This window comes from Frisingicoccus caecimuris (assembly GCF_004340975.1).
GTDB classification, from domain to species: Bacteria; Bacillota; Clostridia; order Lachnospirales; family Lachnospiraceae; genus Frisingicoccus; species Frisingicoccus caecimuris.
Genome location: NZ_SLXA01000009.1, coordinates 35,701 through 54,213 on the forward strand (window position 1 = coordinate 35,701; position 18,513 = coordinate 54,213).

Here is an 18,513-nt window from a genome sequence, read left to right on the forward strand (position 1 = left end):
ATGAAAGGTGGAAACTAAATTGCTGTCTAAAGTAGTAACGATGGAAGAAATTCTCGAAAAATTCCATGATAATCAAACCATCATGTTCGGCGACTGGCACGGTGAGTTCGCAGCGGACGATATCATCGACAGACTTCTTGAAAAAAACATTAAAGGTATCGACGCCATCGCTGTTTCCGCTGGTATGCCGGATCAGGGTGTCGGCAAACTTATTAAAGCAAAAATGGTAAAAAGCCTTATTACAACGCATATCGCCTACAATCCAATCGCCCGCGATCAGATGTTTGCCGGCGAACTCGATATTGAATTCAGCCCTCAGGGTACATTTTCTGAACGCATCCGCTGCGGCGGCTTCGGACTTGGCGGATGTCTTACCCCGACCGGCGTGGGAACGGATGTGGAAAAAGGCAAACAGAAACTGACGATCAACGGTAAAGAATATCTTCTTGAGCTGCCTTTGCGTGCGGATATAGCACTCATTAAGGCAAGCAAGGCGGATACGGCCGGCAACCTCTCCTTCCGCATGAATTCCAGAGCCATCTGCAGCAACATGGCCTTTGCCGCAGACCTGGTAATCGCTGAAGTTGAGGAACTGGTGGAACTTGGCGAGCTTGGACCTGAGGAAATTCAGGTTCCGGCACCAGTCGTTGATATGGTCTATGTAAGAACCGGTGAAACCCGGCATATGTGCCCGATGTGGCAACGTTTAAAAGCAAAAGCAGAAGGAGGTAAAGAGTAATGGCAGAACTGACTGGACGTGCACTTATTGCATCTCGTTGTGCAAAATTCTTTAAAGACGGCGATTTTGTAAATCTTGGAATCGGCGTTCCTCTGATGTGTGTCAATTATCTTCCGGAAGGTGTAGACCTCTGGCTCGAAGCCGAAATCGGTACAGTAGGCAGCGGACCTTCTCCAAAATGGAGCGATGTGGATATCGATATCATCGATGCGGGCGGTATGCCAGCTTCCGTCATCAAAGGCGGCAGTGTCTATGAACATCCGACCGGATTCGGTCTCATCCGTGGCGGCCATATCGATATCGCTGTTCTCGGGACACTACAGGTAGATCAGGAAGGCAATATTGCCAACTGGACCATTCCGGGTAAGCTAGTCCCGGGTATGGGCGGTGCCATGGACCTTTGTGCCGGTGTAAAGAAGATCATCGTTGCCACCGATCACTGTGAAAAAAATGGCGATTCTAAAATACTCAAAAAATGTACTCTCCCTCTGACCGGAAGTAAATGTGTCACAGATATTGTGACCGAACGATGCTATTTTGAAGTTACTCCGGAAGGATTGGTCTTAAGAGAACTGGCTCCAGGCTACACCGTTGAAGACATTCTTGCATGCACTGATGCGGATGTTATTGTCCCTGATGAAATCGGCGTTATGCAATAATAAAATCGGGCTGCTGATTTTTTCAGCAGCCCATTCTTGTACAGTCAATATCAAAAAAATATCTCCAGTAATTTAAACAAAATCATTGTCACTACAAAACCAATCGTCCCGGATATGAGCACCTTCAATATGTCCTGATAGGGCCGTTTTGCCTCCTCCTGTTTCCGGGCAATCTCATCCAGACGCTCCCCATTACAAAATGCAAGTATTTCCTTATAGGTTTGGATATTATTCCGTTTTTTATAGCCTTCTACCTTAAAAGCAAAAATCATCGTAATAGTAAAAAGTACACATGTGATCGCTATGCCGTAAACCCCCAGAAAATAGGCCAGTGGTGCCACTGTCACTACCGTCCCCAAAAGCAATACCGAAAAAATACCTCCGTAGAAATTAAACTCTCTAATCTCTTTTTTGCTCACTGTTTCTCTCATCATCTCTAAATCTCCTTTAATTAATTGATCCAGAGATACATTAAATAATGAACTCAACAACAGCAGGCTGTGAATATCCGGATAGCTTTTGCCTGTTTCCCAATTGGAAATTGTCTGCCTCGTAACATATACCTTTTCGGCCAATTCCTCCTGAGATAAATTCATCATCGTACGATACTTTTTAATTTGTTTGTTCAGTTCCATCATGTAATTACCTCCTGATCTGCTTCCAGCATAGGTCATTATTGTTGTTTCGTCTATCAAAAGAGGTTAACATCGATTCAAAACGTCATGTCAAAAGGTTTTGACTCCCCCATTACATCAATCCATACTCCGATGTCTCAACATTGAGTACAAAATAATTGCGGTTTACAGTTAATACTCCTTCTTTCTGCATCTTACTCAACTCATTGGACATGGCACTCCGGTCTACACTCAGATAATCGGCCAGCTGCTGCCGATTAAATGGAATAGAAAAATTCAAACTTCCCTGCCGGGCAGCCTGATAGGACAGATAGGAAAGGAGCCTTCCCCGGATAGACTTTGATGTGGTATGGAAAATACGACGTGAAAGGTTCAGATTTTTCTGTGCCGATATCGTTAACAAATTTTGTATGAGCCGCCCGTGAGAATGGCACTCTCCCGAACATGTTTGCAGGCCCTCACTCACATTTAAAAAAAGGACCTCCACATTCTCCGATGCCACAACGCTGACCATCATCGGCTCTCCCGGGACACAGGCATACGTTTCAGCAAACACCTGTCCCGGACCAATATTATCCAAAATGCTTTTATTTCCCCAAACATCATCATTTTCAATGTTCACACTTCCAGTCAGGACAAGCCCCAGACTCTGAACCAACTCACCTGCCCGAAAAATCACTTCACCTTTTGAAAAATGCTGTTGCTTTGCACCAAGACAATCAAGCATCTTCTCAATTTCTTCCTCTGTCATTCCCCGAAACAAAGTCGTTTTCGACAAAAAATTAAAATTCAAATTTTTACTCCCTTCGTTGTTAAAACAACATACTTGTTGTTGCTATTGTATTATACTGTCCTCATGAAGTCAATAAACAAGCAATAATGACAGGAGGATATCCATATGATCCGTAAAATTATAAACATCAATGAAGAAAAATGTAACGGCTGCGGCCTCTGTGCCCAGACTTGTCATGAAGGTGCCATCGGCATGTTCCATGGCAAGGCAAAGCTTTTAAGAGATGACTATTGCGATGGCCTGGGAGATTGCCTTCCGGCCTGTCCTACCGGCGCCATCACTTTTATTGAACGTGAAGCTGCCGCATATGATGAAGCTGCCGTTATAGAAAATAAGAAGAGACAACAGCAAACTGCTGAAAAGCCATTGGCCTGCGGCTGTCCGGGAAGCCAATCCCGTCAGATTCAGCGCGATAATGCACCTTCCGAACCATCCAGGACTCCTGCCTCTGACCAGGCTGTACCTTCCCAGCTCCGTCAATGGCCGGTTCAGATTAAACTGGCTCCTGTGAATGCACCTTACTTTAACGGCGCGCATCTGCTGATTGCTGCTGACTGTACTGCCTATGCCTATGGCAATTTTCATCAGAATTACATCCGCGGTAAAATCACCCTTATTGGCTGTCCAAAATTGGATGAGGGCGACTACAGTGAAAAACTGACTGAAATCGTCAAAAATAATGATATTAAAAGTCTCACTGTTGTGCGAATGGAAGTTCCATGCTGTGGAGGTATTGAGCGAGCTGCTGTCACAGCCTTAAAGAACAGCGGTAAATTCATTCCATGGCAGGTCGTTACGATTTCCACAGACGGCCGTGTTCTTGAATTATAAAAATACGCTCTTCATACACAAGAGCAGCCATCCCGACCTTAATCGTCAGAATGGCTGCTTTTGTAATTACATAACCGCCTCCAATACTAATTACTTAAATTCGTATTTATATTCGCCTGTGGCCGGGTCATAAATCAGACGGCTGTGGGCGCCTTCCAGAACAACCGGTTCCGGTTCAACCGCTGGTATTTCCGGTTCTGCTGATATTTCCACCTCTGCTTCTGGTGCTTCTGGTTCAACCGTCGATATCTCTGATTCTGCCGTCGGAAGCTCTATCGTTTCTGACGTTACCACATTTTCCGGAAATTCCTCACTGGTTGACGCTTCCATGTTTTCCGGAGGCTCTACATTCTCTGTACCTGCTTCCGAAGATTCCACAGCAGGCTCTTCATCAATCAAAGGCGTTTCTTCAGGAACAACTTCCTCCGCATCAATTGCTGCTGTGACGACTGCTGCAGCAGCATGGTCAGTTTCTTCCTTCATTGCCGATAAAGCTTTATCTTCCTCCTTCGAAACCCGGGCATATATTTGACGCATATCTTCATCATCGTCATCATCGCCCGGACCTGCCGCTGCCTGTCGGTCAGAAATTATTTTCGCAGTCGCAATTGCCCCTAAAAGAACAACAATCACAGTAATAACGATCAGCACCCATCGAATCGGGAATTTTGGACTTTGATCCTTCTGAATCAATGGTGTCTTCAATGATTCACTTTCTTTATCATTATTTTCACCTTTGGTTTCTTTTTTAATCATACTCTCCCGGCTTTCAGGTTCCAGAGTTTCTCTCGTCTCCCGTGGAACAGTAACACCAGAAGTATTGCTTCCGTCATCACTATAGTATCCTGCCATCGGAACCGCCGGAACACCATAATAAACATTACCTTCACCATTATTGACCGGCATATGAATGCCGCCACTGTTATCTCTGTCGACAGGATTTTGAATATTTCCGCTGCCGCCGGAACTTTCTCCGTTATTGTTTGTCGGTCGCTGTGCATAATTCACCTGAAGCGTTGCCTGAGTATAATTACCAGCTTTATCACGGACAAGAACCGTATAATCGCCCGCTGCCGTGACCACATGCATCGCATCATTTGTCCAGCTCATACCACCATCCCAGGAATATGGTTGATCTGCCAACCCTGAGCTGATATCAGAAGCGCTGGCTATCAAAATCACACTTCCGCCTTCACCTTCATACAAAACACCACCATCTGCAATACTGACCCGCACAGTTGGATCCGATTTATCAATATTATCCACCGTGATATTCTGTCTTGTTTCGTTCCCCAGAGCATCTCTGACAACAAAATCAATCGTCGCATTTTCTTCAAATGTAATAAAATTATCTTTTGTCCAGTTCTTTCCTCCATCAAAAGAATAGGCCCCTTCCGGATGAAGGCCGCTGCCATGGACCCTGTCAGCATTCGCTGTTTTACCGACATTTTCTGTCGTCGTGTTGTTTTGTTTCTCTGGCTGATAATCCTCACATTCAACCGTAACTTTCACTGGACTACTGGTCCATTCCGATGTATCCTTAACCACATTAATTATTTCTGGTCCGGTTGTATCGATATTTTCAACATCTATTTGAATATCATCCGATGCAGCCCCACTGTTTTCCGCCGGTTTCCATTTTACCGTATAAAGCCCATTTTCTGTGACCGTGTAACTTTCAGCCGTCAGTGTATCCGCATTTTTATCATTTTGCCACAAAAATGAAAACTCCGGCAGAACCTTGCCGTCATCCGGAACTGCCGAAGCCTTCAAAATAACTTCTTTCGTCCATTCTCCCGTATTTTTTTCACAACTGAATACCCCTATCTGCTGCTGTTTTGTATCTTTGATCGGCTGATTGTATTCCGTCTGTTCCGCTCCATAAACAACTGCAGGAACAGACAAAGCTATTAACAGGCCGGTTGCTGCAATTTTCTTAATCGCTGTCATTCTTCCAACGTGCCTCCTGAATGTTTGTATTTCTTCACATTAATATATAATACCACCAGGAGTGGGGGGTAGGTCAAGAGAAAATGTCGAGTTTTGTAATATTTATTTAATTTTTATGAAATATAGTTAATTTCTATATACATTTTTTTAACATATTGTTTAAAATTCGTTTTTAAGGCTTCGTGTAAACAGGGCATCTAACGCTTCTGACGGTTCCCGGTTTTCATACAAAACTTCATAGACAGTATGACAAATCGGAAGCTCCACGCCATATTCCTTTTCCAGCCGCATCAAAGCCTTTACCGTAAAATAACCTTCCGCCAGATCATCGCTCTGCTTTCCCTGTACAAATAATTCGCCAAAACGCCGATTATGACTGAATTCAGAAAAAACCGTAGCCTCATAATCACCTAAATGACACAAGCCATAGGCCGATAACTCATTGCCGCCCATTGCTTTGATCAGCCGGGCAACCTCTCTGGTCCCCCGGGACATCAGAGCTCCCTTTAATGTGGACAAATGAAAGCCATCCAACATTCCCGCAGCGATGCCAATGACATTTTTCGCAGCAGCTCCGATTTCATTTCCAATCAGATCCTGGCCATAATAAAAGCGAATCAATGTGCTGGAAAATTCTTTTACAAGCAGAGATTTTGTCTCTTCATCCGAGCTGTCAATCACCATACAGTTTGGTATGCCCTTTGTAAATTCCTGAACATGCCCCGGCCCTAACCAGACAGCCACCGAATTCGAGCTATCCAGATTTTCCCCGGCAATCTGGGATAAACGGCGTCCGGTCTCAATTTCAATTCCTTTCATACAAAGGACAACCTTCTTATCCGCCAGATTCAGAATTTTCAATTCGTCCATCAGCTTTTGAAGTCCCTGAGAATTAATGGATATAATAATAACCTCAGAATCCGCCGCAGCGGATAAATCCGTTGTCAGTCCCACGGATTCCGGCAAAGTCAGCAGGTTATTCTTCCGTTCCTTTAAAAATCGCTGCATATGGACAGAGCTTTCCCTTCCATATAGAAATACCTGATGTCCGATAGAATCCAGATACCAGGTAATAAACGAACCCCAACGTCCGCAGCCAATCACTGTAATCTTCATCTCTTCGTCTCCTCCATACAATGATGTGTTATAAAGAATTAAGCGCGGTGCGATGCACCACGCTTTTCATTTTACATGTTTTCCAATAATTTGTCTATACTTACCAACTTCACACAGAGAATAAATAAGTCTGCCGCCAAACCCAGTTCATCCATTGAAGGGTATGTCGGTGCAATACGAATATTACTGTCTTTCGGATCTTTGCCATACGGGAAAGTGGCTCCCGCACCTGTCATGATAACACCGGCCTCCTTTGCCTTGGCAACAATGGCTTTGGCACACCCCTCCAGGGAATCAAAACTTATAAAATAGCCGCCAATAGGACGGAGCCATTCACCAATGCCAAGTCCTCCGAGTTCCTTATCCAGTTTATCCAAAACCAACTCAAATTTCGGACGGATGATTGCCGCATGTTTCATCATATGTTCTCGCATTCCATCGATATTCTTAAAGAAACGCACATGTCGAAGCTGATTCAGCTTATCATGGCCAATCGTCTGTATCGACAACTGCTTTTTAATATCTTCCAGATTCGCCTGAGATGCTCCGAGGGCCGCCACACCAGAGCCCGGAAAGCTGACTTTAGAGGTAGAAACAAATTTATAAGCCAAATCCGGATTTCCGGCCTTACGGCATTCATCCAGAATTTCAAGAATCGTATCCTGTTTATCTGGATACAAATGATGAATACAGTAGGCATTATCCCAATATAACCGAAAATCTTTCGCTGCTGGTTTCAAACGGGCAAAACGACGAATCGTCTCATCCGAATAACTGATTCCCTGCGGATTGGAGTATTTCGGTACACACCAGATACCCTTGATAGCCTCATCTTCCGAAACAAGTTTCTCTACGATATCCATGTCCGGTCCTTCCGGTGTCATCGGAACATTGATCATTTCAATTCCAAAATACTCGGTAATTGCAAAATGTCTGTCATATCCCGGTACAGGACAAAGGAATTTCACCTTGTCAAGCTTACACCATGGTGTATTTCCCATGACACCGTGAGTCATTGAACGAGCTACTGTATCATACATAACATTCAAACTGGAATTTCCATAAACAATGATATCTTCCGCACGGCACTCCATCATAGATGCCATCAATTCCTTCGCCTCCGGCAAACCATCCAGATTTCCGTAATTTCGACAATCTAAACCATCCGCTGCGGTTAAATCTGCTCTGCTGTGAAAAACATCCATCATTCCCATGGATAAATCCATCTGTTCTGAAGATGGCTTACCTCTGGACATATCCAATTTCAATCCCCGGGCTTTAAAGTCATCATAAGCCTTTTCTAAATCGGATTTCAATGCTAAAAGTTCTTCCTTACTCATCTGACTGTAAGCTTTCATGTGTCATTATCCTCCCTGTCACTTTATCAATGTTAAATTATACACCAAAGTTAATTCATTGACAATACCTGCTTGAAACGAATCAAGGCATCTTTTAAAACACTTCTCGGACAGGCAATATTAATTCTCTGGAAATTCTCTCCTTCCTTTCCAAACATACTGCCGCCGTCCAGCCATAATTTAGCTTCATTCAATATTTTGTCATTCAATTCAACATCCGAATATCCAAGAGAACTGCAATCCAGCCAGATTAAGTATGTCCCCTCGGGTTCTATCAAATGGACCCCAGGCAACTCTTCCCGGACAAAAACTCGCACGAAATCAAGACTTTCCGTCAAATAAGCCTTTAAAGCATCCAGCCATGGACGGCCATATCGGTACGCTGCCTGAGCGGCATAGATTCCCATCATATTCGGACTCATATATCCTGTCCGGTTCAGAGCACTTATAAACCTTTTCCGCAGTTCCGGATTGACAATAAATATATTTGAAATCTGAAGTCCGGCCAGATTGAATGTTTTACTCGGCGCCGTACATATGACCGAATGTTCAGCAAATTTTTTCCCCAAAGAAGCATATACTGTATGTTCGTGTCCGCTATATGTGAAATCACAGTGAATTTCGTCCGAAACCACAATAACACCATAAGTCTGGCATATTTCACCCATATGCATAAGTTCTTCCCGAGTCCACACTCTTCCCACTGGATTATGCGGACTGCACATAAGGAACAGCTTTACATTATTTTCTCGAATCTTATTTTCAAAATCATCAAAATCAATACTATATTTTCCATTATTATAGCAAAGAGAATTTCTTATAACTTTCCGGCCATTTCGCTCAATAGATCGGGCAAATGGATAATATACTGGCGTTTGAATCAATACGGCGTCTCCCGGTTCTGTTAATCCACGAATTGTCGTGGAAATACCGAATACAACCCCAGGGACCCGTACCATCCATTTTTCTTCCGGCCGCCATCCAAAACCTTCCTCAAACCAGTCCGCCACAGCCTCATAATAATCTTTCTTTGTATCTGTATATCCATAGACACCATGCTCCGCCGCCCGAACTAATGCCTCACGAACCTCCTTCGGAGACTGAAAATCCATGTCCGCTACCCAGAGAGACATGACATCCTCCGGTTTATGAAATTCTTTCATAAAATCATATTTCAGACAATTGGTATTTTTCCGATCAACTACTTTGTCAAAATCATAATTCATCCTATCGTCCTCCCAAAACTTCAGAAGCAAAAAAGGGGATATCCCCATCTTACGATTTTGGATATCCCCTGCTGCTCAGTTTTTAATTACTGAATCGCATGTACCGGACAAACTTCTTTACAATGACCACAGTTTGTACACTTATCATAGTCAATTGTAGCATTAAAGTTTGTTACGGTGATAGCGCCGGCTTCACATTCTTTCTGGCACTTCATACAACCGATACAACCAACTTTACAAGTTTTTCTTGTTTCAGCACCTTTGTCTTTATTGACACAACGTACGTGCTGTGTAAATTTCAAAGGTTCGATAATAATAATGTGTTTTGGACAAGCTTTTGCACAAAGTCCACAACCTACACAGAGGTCTGTGTTTACAGTAGCAAGACCATTGCAGACTGTAATCGCATTTTCCGGGCAGACAGCGGCACAGTCGCCATGTCCGAGACAACCATACTGACATGCACTGTCTCCGCTCCACATCTGGCTGACAGCCTGACATGTATCAATACCCTTGTAATCCAGTTTCTGGCTAACAGAATCGCATGTACCAGCACACTGGATAATTGCAACTTTTTTCTCCATAGAACCGGCAGAAACACCTAAGATTTCTGCACATTCTGCTGCAACATCCGGGCCGCCCGGAGAACAGAGACCAACTTCAGCAGTACCGGCTGCCAGAGCTGCTGCATAACCGGAACAACCAGCAAAACCGCAGGCACCACAGTTAGCACCTGGTAATACGCCTACAAGAGCTTCTTCTTTTTCATTTACCGGTACGGCAAATACGATAGAAGCTACGGAAAGAATCAGACCTGCAATAAGGCCGATTACTACAACAACAATTATTCCCATGAGTAAATCCTCCTTAATTGAACAAGCCGTCTACTAATCCCTGGAATCCAAGGAAAGAACAAGCAACAATAGATGCAGCTACTAATACAATTGGAAGTCCCTGAAGGAATTTCGGAACATCACTGGTTTCCATACGGCCACGAACGCCTGCAAAAATAGCCATAGCGAGCATGAAACCAAAACCGGCACCAACAGTATTTACAATAGATTCAACGAAGTTATAACCTTCATCAATATTTAACACAGTAACACCAAGTACAGCACAGTTTGTTGTGATCAGCGGAAGGTAGATACCGAGGGCTGAATAAAGAGATGGAACATATTTCTTTAAGAAAATTTCTACAAACTGTACCAATGCAGCGATGATCAAAATAAATACGATTGTCTGCAGATATCCTAAACCATTAGGGTCAAGAATAAATGTCTGAATCGGCCATGTAACTAATGTAGCCAGAGTCATAACGAAAATAACGGCCACACTCATACCAACGGCTGTATCCAGTTTTTTGGATACACCAAGGAATGGACAAATACCTAAGAATTTGGACAATACGAAGTTATTCGTAAGAATAGCTGCCAAAAAGATTGAAACTAAACCTGTAACTGACATTATTCACATCCTCCTTTCTCAGCCTGTCCGCAGCTTGCTGCTGCCGGACAACCAGCACAACCAAGTTTTGCCGGCTCTTTGCCCTTCTTCTCTGCAATCTTGTTTGCACAAGCCATTAACATGCCGAATACAAAGAAACCGCCTGGAGCAAGGATTAAGATCAACATTGGATCGACAGCCTTTGGAATGATCTGCATACCGAACCATGTTCCGGCGCCGATGATCTCACGGATACTGCCCATGATCGTCAGGGCGATGGTGAAACCAAGCCCCATGCCAATACCATCGAGGATGGATGGAAGCACTGGGTTCTTACCTGCAAAACTTTCTGCTCTACCAAGGATGATACAGTTAACTACGATCAGAGGAAGGAAAATACCTAAGGCGCTGTCCAAAGCCGGCACAAACGCTTTTACAAGCATCTGCAGAATGGATACGAATGCAGCGATGATCGTAATGTAAACCGGAATATGAATCTTATCCGGAATAATGTTTCTTAATAAAGAAATAAGAGCATTGGAGCAGATCAATACAGCCGTTGCCGCAAGCCCCATACCTACGCCGTTAAACGCCATTGTTGTAACGGCCAATGTCGGACAGGTACCGATTACCAGACGTAATACAGGGTTTTCTTTAACAAAGCCGGCTGTAAAAACCTCCCATAAACTTTTCTGTTTTTTAGCCATTAGTTTGCACCTCCTGTAATCTGCTGATAAGCTTCGATTGCATAATTTACAGAGTTTGTAACAGCTCTGGAAGTAATTGTTGCACCGGAAATCGCATCAATCTGATTTTCAGCAGTTTTACCGGTTTTTGTTACTTCAAAAGTATTTCCATCCGGAATAGCCATTACATACTGAGCTGTAAAGGATGGGTCGGACTGGGCTTTCATACCAAGACCAGGAGTTTCATTACAGTCTACAACTTTAACACCTGTAATCTCACCGTCTGCTGAAATACCTGTCATAACACCGACAGCACCGCCGTAGCCTTTATAAGATGTATTGAAAACATAACCTGCTCCGTTAGCAGCAGCATAATATTCTACATCTCCTGTGGAAATAGAAACTGTTTCTGTAGAGAAGCTGTCTGCTTCAGGAAGTACTTCCATTTTAGCTTCATCAGCCGTCTGCTGATTTAAAACTGCAATTTTTTCTGCTGTCAGGCTGTTTGTACCTACAACAGCTGCTGTAAACACAAGACAAACACCCACTAAAACAGCGGTAGGCCCAATAATATCTTTCGGATTCATGTTCATTATTTGGAGGCCTCCTTTCCAACACCAAATGTCTTCGGAGTTGTAAGATTTTCAATATGTGGTGTCAGAATGTTCATCAGCAGGATGGAGAAGGAAACACCTTCCGGAAGGGAACCAAACTGGCGAATCATAACTGTGATAATACCACATCCGATAGCATAAATAACTTTACCTTTATTTGTAATAGGACTTGTAACATAGTCTGTTGCCATGAAGATCGCACCGAGGAAAAGACCGCCGGAGAGAATCTGCATAACCGGATCCTGTCCTAAAACTGCAGAGAATACAAATACTGTTGCAATATAGCAAACCGGAATTATCGGGCTGATAACTTTTTTAGCAACCAGATAAATACCACCGATCAACAGAGCAAGAATACATGTTTCACCAAGACAGCCTGCTCTATCTCCAAGGAACATCTGCATGTATGTAGGAAGTTCTGCTGTATTACCTGCAGAGATCAATGCCAATGGTGTTGCTGTAGCTGTTGCATCTACAGCGCCTCTCCATGCAAATGGAGCAATCCAGGTTGTCATACGCAATGCAAAAGATGTCATTAAGATAATACGTGCTGTAATCGCCGGGTTTGCAAAGTTGTGACCAAGACCGCCAAACATCTGTTTAACCATAACGATAGCTACGACACCACCGATAGCTGCAATCCAGAATGGAAGTGTCGCCGGGTAGTTGAATGCCAAAAGCATACCTGTAACAACTGCACTGAGGTCGCCAATTGTCTGCTCGCGTTTCATAACCTTACGAGAAATATACTCAGAAATAACACAGGCAGCCACAGTTACACATACAAGTGCTAATGCGCGTGGTCCGAAATAGAAAACTGATGCAATTAAAGCAGGAATCATTGCGATAATAACATCAAGCATGATATTTTTAGTCTTCACCGTGCTGGAAATGTGCGGCGATGAAGAAACGATTAATTTACCATCCATTGTTTATTACACCTACTTTCTAATTGCTTGCATTTCTGACCAGGCCTTTGCCTAATCGGATGGACTGTACAAGTTTACGATTAGCCGGGCATACAAAGCTGCAGCATCCGCATTCCATACAGTTCATAATATTGAGTTTCTGTAATTCGTCTGTGTTTCCGATGTTTGTATATGCTTCCAGTTTTGTAGGCATAAGGTTCATCGGACAGGCATTGACACAACGTCCGCAGCGGATACAAGCGGATGGTTCCGCAACTTCTGCGTCCTGTTTATCAAAAATCAAAATACCGTTGTTCTGTTTCAGAATCGGGAATTCGTCAGACACCATAGCCTGTCCCATCATAGGACCACCAGAGATGATCTTAAATGGAGTACCCTTATAACCGCCGCAGAATTCGACAATATCTTTGATCGGTGTACCGATCGGGACACGTACGTTCTTAGGTTCGCTGATTGCAGAACCATCAACGGTCAGACGTTTTGTTGTCAACGGCATACCTGTTGCAACATAGTTTGCAAGAACTGCGATGGATGTTACGTTCATAACAACACAGCCAACGTCGGACGGCAGTTTTCCCGGAGGTACCTGACGGCCTGTACACTGGTCAATTAAAACCTTCTCAGCACCCTGTGGGTAACGGGATGGTAAAGTCTCTACTTTGAAATTAATACCATCAATCTTAACCTGTGCAAGACGTTCTGTCATAAGTTTGATTGCTTCCGGTTTGTTGTCTTCGATACCGATCACGGCATTTTTAACATCCAGCAATTTGGCAACCATCTTCATACCTTCAACAATGTTTTCAGAATCTTCAAGGATTTCTCGAACGTCTGGTGTAAGGTATGGTTCACATTCTGCCGCGTTGATCAACAGGTAATCAATTGTAGCTTTAACTTCCGGCTTCGGACTAATCTTAATATGAGTAGGGAAACCGGCACCACCAAGACCTACAAGACCAGAATCGTGAGCGGCTTTGATTAAATCTTCGTCACTGTTGATTACCGGTGGCTTGATGGCCGGATCAACTGTCTGCTGTCCATCGCTTTCGATGATTACAGCCTGAGCTTTTGAACCGTTCTGCATCAAAATTGAATCAATTTTCTTAACCTTTCCTGACACACTGGAATGAATTGGTGCGGAGAAAGGTGCAGTGCTGTCACCAACAATGGTACCGACAAACACTTCGTCGCCAACTTTAACGGTAGGCGTACAAGGTGCACCGATATGCTGCTGCATAACCAGGGTGACCTGTGCAGGAACTGGCATGTCCACAGTCGCACAATCTTTTGTGTTTTTTCTGTGAGGCACGGCTGCTCCAGGGCTTTTTACAATTCCTAACTTACAAAGAAGTCCATTTGAATTTTTAGCCATTTGAATCCTCCTCTTTAAATTTAAACCTCGGGGTATCCCCCTCCGTTTAATGATTTAATATATAATATACTAAATAGTCCCGAACCTCTATCCATTCTGACTATCTAGGTATATCCTTTTTCAGCCTTCATAAGGTTTTAAAGCGTATCCTTCCGCTTCGCCCTCAAAAGACAATAAATCTAAAATACTCTCATTATTATAATATACATTTCGCTGATTATCAACAAATATCGCCAAGACACCATATTTATCCATCAAATCCATGCCTTCATCCAGGCCAAGGATAAAACCGGCTGTGGAAAGTGCATCACACAGGGTGCTGTTATCGGCTATAACGGTTACGGACATCAGACCACTGTCTGCCGGATATCCGGTCCGGGCATCCAGAATGTGATGGTAACGCACACCATCCTCTTCAAAATACCGCTCATAATCCCCCGATGTGGAAATCGAAAGATCTGTCAGTGTCATGATACCAATCCGATCGTCCTGGCCGCCTCTCGGATCGCGTAACGCTACCCGGAATTTGCTGCCGTCCGGCTTTGTACCGAAAGTCAATATAGAACTTCCCGCAGACAAGATACCTGCAGACACTTCATCCCGGTCAATCTCTGCTGCAGCCTGCTCAATCGCATAACCTTTTCCAATGGCTCCAAGCTCGAATAAAAGATGCATATTGTCTGTTTTCAGTGTCCCATCCGACAGTGTAGCCGCCTGATAATCCACATTCTTTAAAGCATCTTCTATCTCTGCCTGGGATGGATGACGTTGATTCTCACCACCAATATCCCAGAGACCGGATACAGAAAGCACTGTCGGGTCAAAGGCCCCGCCGCTGTCCTGTGCGACTTTCAAAGCCATCTGAAAGACTTCCTCTCTGTCATTGACAGAAACTTCATGCTGACGATTAAATACGCTGACAAGCGAATCTTCTTCCCGCCAGGAAATATCCTGGTCCACATCATTCAGACACTGGCTGATCCTATCCAGATTTTCTTCCAGTTCTTCCCTGTTTCTTCCATATAAAGTAGACGTTATTGCCGTCCCCATGGAAAAAGCCGTATCCTGAACATCTGCTGTCTCCTCAGTTGAAACTTTATTACATGAAATGAAAACCATTATTACCGACACCAGAAACACTGCCAGAATAATCGTCTTTCCCGGATTACCTGAATGTATATCAATCACCTCAACTATTGCTCTCCATTCTGTTTTATTTTACACTGTTATCTTGTCTTTTTCAAGCAACAACCCCTGTTTTTTCTCCGAACTTTTTTTTGTATTGAAAAAAATACAACTGATTTCATTCCCCATGGTTTTTCCATTGACATTCTTATAAGCCGCGATGTAGAATAGCCTTTAGAACTTATCAACATACCAGGAGGAATATACTATGAAAAAATCTTCATCTTTATTGAAACTGGCTCTTTGCACAGCCATCATCGCTTCGATGCTCGGCGGGTGTGGAAACAGTTCAAAAACCGAAACAACAGCCACTGCCGAATCTGCAGCAGAATCCAATGGAGAAACTTCTTCTAAAGCAGACAGCGCAGCCGGTTCTTATACAATCGGTATCTCTCAGCTGGCCGAACACGGTTCTTTGGACAACTGCCGTGAGGGCTTTATCAAAGGCCTTGCTGAAGAAGGCTTCATCGAAGGCGAAAATCTGACGATTGATTACCAGAATGCTCAGGGTGATACAGCCAATGCCAGTGTCATCGCTCAGAACTTTGTTTCAAAAAAATACAATTTGGTTTGTGCCATTGCCACACCAAGCGCCATGGCCTGCTATAACGCTGCACAGGGTACAGATATTCCTACTATTTTTACTGCTGTATCCGATCCGGTTGCCGCCGAACTGGTAGAATCTCTCGAAGCTCCTGGCTCTAATTGTACAGGAACAAGCGACGCCCTTCCTGTGGAAGACCAGTTGAAAATGATTCGCGCTATGATGCCGGAAGCAAAAACTATTGGTATCATGTACACAACAAGTGAAGTAAACTCCATAAGCACTCTGGAAACTTACAAAGAACTGGCGCCAAAATATGATTTTGAAATTGTTGAGTCCGGCGTTTCTTCTTCATCAGATATTCCGATCGCTCTGGATGCTCTCATTACAAAAGTTGACTGTATTTCCAATATGACAGATAACAATGTTGTCAACAATCTGGATACTGTTCTTGCGAAAGCCACAGAGGCTGGTATCCCTGTATTTGGTTCGGAAATAGAACAGGTTGTCAATGGATGTGCCGCTTCTATGGGTCTTGATTATGTGGAACTTGGCCGCCAGACGGGTAAAATGGCTGCCGCCGTATTAAAAGGCGAAGATGCTGCCACTATGCCGGTTCAGGTGATCAGCAGTGGTTCTCTCTACGTTAACAGTGAAGTTATGAGCCAGTTTAACCTTACGATTCCGGACGAATATAAAGACACTTATACCGAAGTAGAATAAATAGCATCAGGAGGAATTGAAACGTGGATATTATTATTTCCATCATCCGTGGTATATTGGAGCAGGGGCTTATTTACGGCATTATGGCTCTGGGAATCTATATCACCTACTGCATTCTGAATTTTCCGGACTTGTCGGTAGATGGGACCTTTCCCCTTGGCGCTGCCGTAACAGCCATCCTTTTAAGTCTCGGTTTTAATCCATGGCTTGCTCTGGTCGTTGCTTTTACCTGCGGTGCCGCCGCCGGATGTGTTACCGGTATTTTCCATGTCAAACTGAAAATCACTGATCTTCTGTCCGGTATCCTGACCAGTACCGGCCTCTACTCGGTGAATCTGATGATTGTCGGCGGAACCGCATTGCTCTCGATCACAAAAGCAAACACCATTTTTAACAGCGGACTGGCTGTACTCTTTCCTGAATCCATCTCCAGATATGTGACTTTGATCATTATTTTTATTCTGGCAATGATTTTAAAATATTTGCTGGACTGGTACTTAAAAACCCGTTCCGGAATGCTTCTGCGCGCCACCGGTGACAATGAGATCATGGTAACTTCCCTGGCAAAGGATTCAGGCAAAGTCAAAATCGTCGGATTAATGATTGCAAATGGTTTAGTGGCCACGGCAGGTTCCGTTCTCTGTCAGCAACAGCGCTATTTTGAAATTTCCATGGGAACAGGTATGCTCGTTATGGGTATCGCTTCGGTCATTATCGGTATGGCCCTTTTTGGTAAAATACCCTTTATTAAGCCGACCCTGGTTGTCATCCTCGGAGCTATTGTTTATAAGGCCTGTCTTTCTCTGGCCATCAATCTCGGTATCAATCCGAATAATCTGAAGCTGTTAATGACCATTATCTTCCTTATAGCTCTCGTTTCCAGGCGGGCTATTGACGCGAAAGGAGGCTCTAAGTCATGATTGAACTAAGTCATATATACAAAACTTTTGAGCCGGGGACCGTAAACGAATCCATTCTCTTTACGGACTTTAACCTTTCGATTCACGATGATGATTTTATTGCTGTCATTGGCAGCAATGGTTCCGGAAAAACGACCATGCTGAATCTGCTCTGCGGAAGTCTTGCCCCGGATAAAGGTCAGATTATCAAAGACGGTCAGGACATTACAAAAATGAAGGAATATCGCCGGTCTGAATTTATCTCCCGGGTATATCAAGACCCTTCCAAAGGTTCTTGTCCATCCTTTAGTATTCTTGAAAACATCGCACTGGCGGATAATAAAGGAAAACCTTACAACCTGGGCCTCGGTATCAAAAAAGACCGGCTCGATTACTACCGGACCTTATTGGAAACGTTAAAGCTCGGTCTGGAAAACCGTATCCACGATAAAGTGGGTTCCCTTTCCGGCGGACAGCGTCAGGCCCTGGCCATGCTGACCTCCACTTTGACGCCAACATCCCTAATGATCCTCGATGAACACACTGCGGCTCTGGACCCAAAAACAGCAGATAATATTATGGAACTGACAGATCGTCTTGTCCATGAGAAAAAATTGACCACACTGATGGTCACTCATAATCTGAAATTTGCACTCCAGTACGGTAATCGACTGATCATGATGCATCAGGGCAAAGCTATTATAGATGTTTCCGGAGAAGAAAAAAAGGATCTTCCTCTGTCGGAAATTCTTAATAAATTTAATGAAATCAGTCTGGAATATGGAAATTCACTATAAAGGTAAAGGGATGA

The 18,513-nt window shown here is 43.7% G+C and carries 19 protein-coding genes; 6 read left to right on the plus strand and 13 right to left on the minus strand.

Translation table 11 applies throughout. The annotated features are described in order from the left end of the window. Positions 1 to 19 precede the first annotated feature (19 nt). Together EV212_RS09390 and EV212_RS09395 are read left to right on the plus strand one after the other, a co-directional pair. Positions 20 to 739 carry a 3-oxoacid CoA-transferase subunit A gene (locus EV212_RS09390; RefSeq protein ID WP_132092302.1) on the plus strand — a complete coding sequence of 240 codons (720 nt, stop codon included), beginning with the start codon at positions 20 to 22 and terminating at the stop codon, positions 737 to 739. Further along, the gene (locus EV212_RS09395; protein ID WP_132092305.1) at positions 739 to 1,398 is read left to right on the plus strand and encodes a 3-oxoacid CoA-transferase subunit B; all 660 of its coding nucleotides are present in this window, start codon (positions 739 to 741) and stop codon (positions 1,396 to 1,398) included. Before EV212_RS09390 ends, EV212_RS09395 begins: the two co-directional genes overlap by 1 nt. 50 nt (positions 1,399 to 1,448) lie before the next feature. On the opposite strand, the gene EV212_RS09400 is transcribed toward EV212_RS09395, so the two are convergent. Both EV212_RS09400 and EV212_RS09405 read right to left on the minus strand, forming a co-directional pair. Next, complete coding sequence (locus tag EV212_RS09400; protein ID WP_306812251.1) at positions 1,449 to 2,036, minus strand: helix-turn-helix domain-containing protein; 588 nt, start codon at positions 2,034 to 2,036, stop codon at positions 1,449 to 1,451. Between the two features lie 109 nt (positions 2,037 to 2,145). Continuing rightward, entirely contained in the window at positions 2,146 to 2,826 is a 681-nt protein-coding gene (locus EV212_RS09405) for a Crp/Fnr family transcriptional regulator (RefSeq protein ID WP_132092308.1), read from the minus strand. 105 nt (positions 2,827 to 2,931) lie between these two features. On the opposite strand from EV212_RS09405, the gene EV212_RS09410 reads away from it, so the two are divergent. After that, positions 2,932 to 3,657: a 4Fe-4S binding protein gene (locus EV212_RS09410; protein ID WP_132092311.1), complete on the plus strand. Its 726-nt coding sequence runs from the start codon at positions 2,932 to 2,934 to the stop codon at positions 3,655 to 3,657. 90 nt (positions 3,658 to 3,747) lie between these two features. On the opposite strand, the gene EV212_RS09415 is transcribed toward EV212_RS09410, so the two are convergent. From EV212_RS09415 to EV212_RS09465, 11 genes are all read right to left on the minus strand, one after another. Then, positions 3,748 to 5,607 carry a hypothetical protein gene (locus EV212_RS09415; protein ID WP_132092314.1) on the minus strand — a complete coding sequence of 620 codons (1,860 nt, stop codon included), beginning with the start codon at positions 5,605 to 5,607 and terminating at the stop codon, positions 3,748 to 3,750. Between the two features lie 159 nt (positions 5,608 to 5,766). After that, on the minus strand, positions 5,767 to 6,723 hold the full coding sequence (locus EV212_RS09420; protein WP_132092317.1) for an NAD(P)H-dependent glycerol-3-phosphate dehydrogenase: 957 nt from the start codon (positions 6,721 to 6,723) through the stop codon (positions 5,767 to 5,769). A 71-nt stretch (positions 6,724 to 6,794) separates the two neighbouring features. Continuing rightward, a complete protein-coding gene (locus EV212_RS09425) occupies positions 6,795 to 8,081 on the minus strand; it encodes an aminotransferase class I/II-fold pyridoxal phosphate-dependent enzyme (protein ID WP_132092320.1) in 1,287 nt (428 codons plus the stop codon). 50 nt (positions 8,082 to 8,131) lie between these two features. After that, positions 8,132 to 9,307 carry a MalY/PatB family protein gene (locus EV212_RS09430; RefSeq protein ID WP_132092324.1) on the minus strand — a complete coding sequence of 392 codons (1,176 nt, stop codon included), beginning with the start codon at positions 9,305 to 9,307 and terminating at the stop codon, positions 8,132 to 8,134. Between the two features lie 86 nt (positions 9,308 to 9,393). Next, the gene (locus tag EV212_RS09435) at positions 9,394 to 10,161 is read right to left on the minus strand and encodes an RnfABCDGE type electron transport complex subunit B (protein ID WP_132092327.1); all 768 of its coding nucleotides are present in this window, start codon (positions 10,159 to 10,161) and stop codon (positions 9,394 to 9,396) included. A gap of 13 nt (positions 10,162 to 10,174) precedes the next feature. Continuing rightward, complete coding sequence (locus EV212_RS09440) at positions 10,175 to 10,771, minus strand: electron transport complex protein RnfA (RefSeq protein WP_132092330.1); 597 nt, start codon at positions 10,769 to 10,771, stop codon at positions 10,175 to 10,177. Beyond that, positions 10,771 to 11,457: an electron transport complex subunit RsxE gene (gene rsxE / locus EV212_RS09445; RefSeq protein ID WP_132092333.1), complete on the minus strand. Its 687-nt coding sequence runs from the start codon at positions 11,455 to 11,457 to the stop codon at positions 10,771 to 10,773. Before rsxE ends, EV212_RS09440 begins: the two co-directional genes overlap by 1 nt. After that, positions 11,457 to 12,029: an RnfABCDGE type electron transport complex subunit G gene (locus EV212_RS09450; protein WP_132092336.1), complete on the minus strand. Its 573-nt coding sequence runs from the start codon at positions 12,027 to 12,029 to the stop codon at positions 11,457 to 11,459. Before EV212_RS09450 ends, rsxE begins: the two co-directional genes overlap by 1 nt. Beyond that, a complete protein-coding gene (locus tag EV212_RS09455) occupies positions 12,029 to 12,979 on the minus strand; it encodes an RnfABCDGE type electron transport complex subunit D (protein WP_132092339.1) in 951 nt (316 codons plus the stop codon). Before EV212_RS09455 ends, EV212_RS09450 begins: the two co-directional genes overlap by 1 nt. A gap of 19 nt (positions 12,980 to 12,998) precedes the next feature. After that, complete coding sequence (gene rsxC / locus EV212_RS09460) at positions 12,999 to 14,351, minus strand: electron transport complex subunit RsxC (RefSeq protein WP_132092342.1); 1,353 nt, start codon at positions 14,349 to 14,351, stop codon at positions 12,999 to 13,001. A gap of 120 nt (positions 14,352 to 14,471) precedes the next feature. Beyond that, the gene (locus EV212_RS09465; RefSeq protein ID WP_132092344.1) at positions 14,472 to 15,539 is read right to left on the minus strand and encodes an FAD:protein FMN transferase; all 1,068 of its coding nucleotides are present in this window, start codon (positions 15,537 to 15,539) and stop codon (positions 14,472 to 14,474) included. Between the two features lie 205 nt (positions 15,540 to 15,744). Between EV212_RS09465 and EV212_RS09470 the strand changes: the two genes are divergently transcribed. The 3 genes from EV212_RS09470 to EV212_RS09480 are packed head-to-tail and all read left to right on the plus strand — an operon-like array spanning position 15,745 to position 18,499. Beyond that, positions 15,745 to 16,803, plus strand: coding sequence for an ABC transporter substrate-binding protein (locus tag EV212_RS09470; protein WP_132092347.1), 1,059 nt, complete (start codon positions 15,745 to 15,747; stop codon positions 16,801 to 16,803). A 32-nt stretch (positions 16,804 to 16,835) separates the two neighbouring features. Next, a complete protein-coding gene (locus EV212_RS09475; RefSeq protein WP_132092459.1) occupies positions 16,836 to 17,723 on the plus strand; it encodes an ABC transporter permease in 888 nt (295 codons plus the stop codon). Continuing rightward, positions 17,720 to 18,499 carry an ABC transporter ATP-binding protein gene (locus EV212_RS09480; RefSeq protein WP_132092350.1) on the plus strand — a complete coding sequence of 260 codons (780 nt, stop codon included), beginning with the start codon at positions 17,720 to 17,722 and terminating at the stop codon, positions 18,497 to 18,499. Before EV212_RS09475 ends, EV212_RS09480 begins: the two co-directional genes overlap by 4 nt. The last annotated feature ends 14 nt before the right edge of the window (positions 18,500 to 18,513 follow it).

Excerpts from the sequence above, each read along its gene's own strand:
- EV212_RS09395 (WP_132092305.1), top strand. The coding sequence starts at position 739 with ATGGCAGAACTGACTGGACGTGCACTTATTGCATCTCGTTGTGCAAAA.
- EV212_RS09400 (WP_306812251.1), bottom strand. The coding sequence starts at position 2,036 with ATGATGGAACTGAACAAACAAATTAAAAAGTATCGTACGATGATGAAT.
- EV212_RS09410 (WP_132092311.1), top strand. The coding sequence starts at position 2,932 with ATGATCCGTAAAATTATAAACATCAATGAAGAAAAATGTAACGGCTGC.
- EV212_RS09415 (WP_132092314.1), bottom strand. The coding sequence starts at position 5,607 with ATGACAGCGATTAAGAAAATTGCAGCAACCGGCCTGTTAATAGCTTTG.
- EV212_RS09420 (WP_132092317.1), bottom strand. The coding sequence starts at position 6,723 with ATGAAGATTACAGTGATTGGCTGCGGACGTTGGGGTTCGTTTATTACC.
- EV212_RS09425 (WP_132092320.1), bottom strand. The coding sequence starts at position 8,081 with ATGAAAGCTTACAGTCAGATGAGTAAGGAAGAACTTTTAGCATTGAAA.
- EV212_RS09430 (WP_132092324.1), bottom strand. The coding sequence starts at position 9,307 with ATGAATTATGATTTTGACAAAGTAGTTGATCGGAAAAATACCAATTGT.
- EV212_RS09435 (WP_132092327.1), bottom strand. The coding sequence starts at position 10,161 with ATGGGAATAATTGTTGTTGTAGTAATCGGCCTTATTGCAGGTCTGATT.
- EV212_RS09440 (WP_132092330.1), bottom strand. The coding sequence starts at position 10,771 with ATGTCAGTTACAGGTTTAGTTTCAATCTTTTTGGCAGCTATTCTTACG.
- rsxE (WP_132092333.1), bottom strand. The coding sequence starts at position 11,457 with ATGGCTAAAAAACAGAAAAGTTTATGGGAGGTTTTTACAGCCGGCTTT.
- EV212_RS09450 (WP_132092336.1), bottom strand. The coding sequence starts at position 12,029 with ATGAACATGAATCCGAAAGATATTATTGGGCCTACCGCTGTTTTAGTG.
- EV212_RS09455 (WP_132092339.1), bottom strand. The coding sequence starts at position 12,979 with ATGGATGGTAAATTAATCGTTTCTTCATCGCCGCACATTTCCAGCACG.
- rsxC (WP_132092342.1), bottom strand. The coding sequence starts at position 14,351 with ATGGCTAAAAATTCAAATGGACTTCTTTGTAAGTTAGGAATTGTAAAA.
- EV212_RS09470 (WP_132092347.1), top strand. The coding sequence starts at position 15,745 with ATGAAAAAATCTTCATCTTTATTGAAACTGGCTCTTTGCACAGCCATC.
- EV212_RS09480 (WP_132092350.1), top strand. The coding sequence starts at position 17,720 with ATGATTGAACTAAGTCATATATACAAAACTTTTGAGCCGGGGACCGTA.